This window comes from Bradyrhizobium sp. P2_E8, assembly GCF_056403875.1.
Map to the genome: position 1 here is coordinate 1 of NZ_JBFUES010000717.1, position 4,086 is coordinate 4,086.

General features: G+C 63.1%; 3 protein-coding genes and 1 tRNA gene. All 4 read left to right on the forward strand.

Annotated elements, in window-relative coordinates:
* Positions 1-363 precede the first annotated feature (363 nt).
* The 4 genes from AC1D00_RS30250 to AC1D00_RS30265 all read left to right on the forward strand — a co-directional run bounded on the left by AC1D00_RS30250 (position 364) and on the right by AC1D00_RS30265 (position 3,950).
* Positions 364-438, forward strand: a tRNA-Gly gene (locus tag AC1D00_RS30250).
* A 76-nt stretch (positions 439-514) separates the two neighbouring features.
* Positions 515-1,501: an NAD-dependent epimerase/dehydratase family protein gene (locus AC1D00_RS30255; protein ID WP_477013189.1), complete on the forward strand. Its 987-nt coding sequence runs from the start codon at positions 515-517 to the stop codon at positions 1,499-1,501.
* 381 nt (positions 1,502-1,882) lie between these two features.
* Positions 1,883-3,157, forward strand: coding sequence for a PQQ-dependent sugar dehydrogenase (locus AC1D00_RS30260; RefSeq protein WP_027543828.1), 1,275 nt, complete (start codon positions 1,883-1,885; stop codon positions 3,155-3,157).
* A gap of 199 nt (positions 3,158-3,356) precedes the next feature.
* Positions 3,357-3,950, forward strand: coding sequence for a c-type cytochrome (locus tag AC1D00_RS30265; protein WP_477013190.1), 594 nt, complete (start codon positions 3,357-3,359; stop codon positions 3,948-3,950).
* The last annotated feature ends 136 nt before the right edge of the window (positions 3,951-4,086 follow it).

The following is a 4,086-nucleotide window of genomic DNA, read 5'->3' on the forward strand; positions in this document are numbered from 1 at the left end:
TCCTTCACGAAGGTCTGGGTGGTGGTGTCCTTGATCAGATCGGCCGCAGCCGGGCCCGCCGCTCCGTTACCCTGGTCGATGATCGTCACGGGATCCCCTCGTCTTATGTCTGGAATGGCGGGTCTTTAGCACGTCGCCAACGCATATGCTTCGTCGTCGGCTCCTAAATTGGGCCGGGACGGCCGAATTTCAATCCATCGGGACTGATTCGGCGGTTCCGGGGCATTTTCGGTCGATTTGGCCGCTTTCGGGGTTCATATAGGCCCCAAGATACCAATCTATGCCGCCGGTAGCTGTTGCATTCCCCTCCCGCTTTTGGCATACGACAGCCGTTGCCGGCGCGTCATGCGACCGACACAGGATGCGGGTGTAGCTCAGTGGTAGAGCACGACCTTGCCAAGGTCGGGGTCGAGGGTTCGAGCCCCTTCGCCCGCTCCAATTTTTCCCAGAGCATCCAGCCAAACCGGACGGAATCGTGGATTTCCACGCCGCTGGCGGCTGTATTGGGTCTGCAATGACAATTCTGGTCACCGGCAGCGCGGGCCATCTCGGGGAGGCTCTTCTCCGCACGCTCCGCGGGCGCGGGTCACCTGTGCACGGGGTCGATCTGAAGCCGTCGCCCTTCACCGATGCCGTCGGCTCGATCGTCGATCCCGATTTCGTACGGCGCCAGATGGACGGCGTCACCGCCGTGATCCACACCGCGACGCTGCACAAGCCGCATGTGGCGACCCACAGCGGGCAGGATTTCGTCGACACCAACGTCACGGGCACGCTCAACCTGCTCGAGGCGGCCGTGGCCGCCGGCGTTCGTGGCTTCGTTTTCACCAGCACCACCAGCGCGTTCGGCTCGCAGCTTCGCCCCGAAGCCGGACAGGCCGCGGTGTGGGTCACCGAGGATCTGCCGCCGGTGCCGAAGAACATCTACGGAACGACCAAGCTGATGGCGGAGAGCCTGTGCGAGCTGTTCTTTCGCGAGCGCGGCCTGCCCGTCCTCACCTTGCGAACCTCGCGCTTCTTTCCGGAAGACGATGACGATCCGGCGATGCGCACGGCCTACACGCTGGAGAACGCACAGGCCAATGAGCTGCTCTATCGCCGGCTGGATATAGCGGACGCTGTGAGCGCCCATCTGCTCGCCGTCGAACGTGCGCCCGACATCGGCTTCGCCCGCTACATCGTGTCGGCCACGAGTCCGTTCGAGCCGCACCATCTCGCGGCGATCGCGCGCGACGCGGCGGGTGTCGTGCGCAAGCTCTATCCGGATTGCGCGCAGCTCTATGCGGCGCACAGCTGGCGCCTGTTTCCGCAGATCGACCGCGTCTACGTCAACGATCGTGCGCGGCGCGAATTGGGTTGGCGGCCTGAATTCGACTTCGCGCATGTGCTGCACAGCCTCGTCGCGGGACGGGATTTTCGCAGCACGCTGGCGCGCGCGATCGGGTCGAAAGGCTATCATGACACGGTGTTCGACGACGGACCCTACCCCGTCGCCTCGTAAGCGCCGCTGCTGCTGTTTTGCTCGATGCATCAAATGTCTGCGTGCCGTCACCGGGCGCAACATGGTCTTTGCCGTTCTACTGTGCATGGGGTTGTTTTCGCGTTTTTGTGTGACCGCCCCTTCGGCTGCCTGAAAATCAGTCGCGCGCGATCTTGATTCCGCGTTGCAGCGAGATCATTGCGGCTGCTGTGCCAGCGTCCGAAGAAAATCCGTCTCAATTCTTATTGAGCGCAACCGCAGTGCGCGCCACGCGCTTCTCACCGCTCGCAGATGTGCTAACCTTTTTGCGTCTGCCTCTCAGGCGGACTCAAAACTTCGCCTCTCGACTAGCCATAACAAAATAACGTGCAGCCCTGACGGCTGCCTTAGGGGAGTGACGCGATGACATCGATGTTCCATCGATCCGTGTTGGCGCTTGCAGCGGTTGCCCTTCTTGCCGGGACCAGCGTTGTCAATGCGCAGCAACAGGACAAGAACCGGCAGCTGAAGAAGTACGAATCCGGCACCAAGGAATTCTGGACCCATCCGCCGGACGACTGGTTCCTGGGCGACGAGACCGAGGCGCAGAAGGGCCTGGCGCCGCCGTCGGGTCCGCCGACCGGCGCATCGGAGGCCGAGCTCGCGGCGATGATGAAGAAGATCAAGCTGCCGGCGGGCTTCAAGATCGAGGTCTATGCGCCCGGCGTGCTCGCCGCGCGGCAGATGGCCTGGGGTGACAAGGGCACGCTGTTCGTCGGCTCGTTCGGCCTCGGCAACGTCTATGCCATCAAGGACAACAACGGCAAGAAGGAGGTCAAGACCATCCTGAAGGGGCTGAACATGCCCACCGGTCTCGCCTTCAAGGATGGCGCGCTCTACGTCATCGCGGTCGACAAGCTGATCCGTTACGACAACGCGGAGGCCAATCTGGACAAGCTCGGCGACGGCAAGGTCGTCTATGACGACATGCCCTCCTATGCCGCGCATGGCTGGAAGTACATCGCGGTCGACAAGGAAGGCTGGTTCTACCTGCCGTTCGGACCGCCCTTCAACGTCGGCGTGCCCCCGACCAGCGTCTCGCAGATCCGCCGCGTCGATCCCAAGACCGGCAACGCCGAAATCTATGCGCTCGGCGTTCGCAACTCGGTCGGCGGCGACGTCGATCCGCGTACCGGCAAGTTCTGGTTCACCGAGAACGCGCGCGACTGGGTCAGCGACGATCTGCCCAGCGACAAGCTGAACATGATCTCGAAGATGGGCGAGCATTTCGGCTATCCCTATTGCCACCAGGGTGACCTGCCCGATCCGAAGTTCGCGATGGGTCACAAGTGCTCCGAGTTCACGCCGCCCGTGCTGAACCTCGGCGCGCACGTCGCTCCGCTCGGCATGAAGTTCTACACCGGCGATCAATTCCCCGCCGAGTACAAGAACAACATCCTGATCGCCGAGCACGGCTCCTGGAATCGCCACAAGTACCAGGGCGGCCGCATCATGCGCGTGATCGTCGGACCCGACGGCAAGAACGCCAAGCAGGAGGTGTTCGCCTCCGGCTGGATCGAGGGTGACCAGGGCTATCTCGGCCGTCCCAACGACATCATCCTCGCCAAGGACGGCTCGATCCTCGTCGCCGACGACTGGGCCGGCGCGATCTATCGCATCAGCTACAGCAAGAAGTAGCGCGACACGATAACGGGGCTGCGACCGGGTGACGGCCGCAGCCTCGTTCATTTTTCACAGTCCAATGCAGTCGTTCCGGATTGCGCGCCGCTTGCGCGCAAGTCCGGAACCCATAACCCCGATTCGTGGTTATGGATTCCGGGCTCGCGCCAAGCGGCGCGCTCCGGAATGGCGACTTCGATAGATCGGAATCCCTACCATGCCCCGGCAGTTCATCTCGCACGCAATCAGCACGGTTGCGCTCATCGCGCTCGGCGCCCTCTCCGCAAGCGCCGCCGACAATGCGGCGATCAAGGAGAAGGCCGCCGCCTGCGCCGGCTGTCACGGCGACAACGGCATCTCGCAGACCGAGAACATTCCTTCGCTCGCAGGCCAGCCCGATCAATTCCTGCAATGGCAGCTCGTGTTCTTCCGCGCCGGCTCGCGCAAGAACGACCAGATGCAGCCGATCGTCGAGGAGATCGGCAACGAGGACATCCGCAGCCTGGGGGCTTACTTTTCGCAGCTCGCGCCGCCGATGGGTCCGGAGGACAAGGACCCCGATCTGTCGAAGAAAGGCGCACAAGTCGCCACCGGCCGCCGCTGTGCCTCATGCCACACGGACACCTACGCGGGCACCAAGGCCGTCGCGCGCCTCGCTGGCCAGCGCGAGGAATATCTCGTGAAGGCGCTCTTCGACTACAAGGCCGGCCAGCGCGTCGGCGGCGGCGTCGCCGCGATGGCCGATGTCGCCTATGCGATGAGCGAAGAGGAGATTACGGCGGTCGCGCATTATCTGGCGCATTTGCAGTAGTGCGGGAAGTGTAGCTGCAAACTCCGCTGTCGTCCCGGACAAGCGCGCCACAAGCGCGCGCAGATCCGGGACCCATAACCACAGGAAGATGTGGTTACGGGGACTCGGAGTGACGACTTCGCGTACGATGTAATCT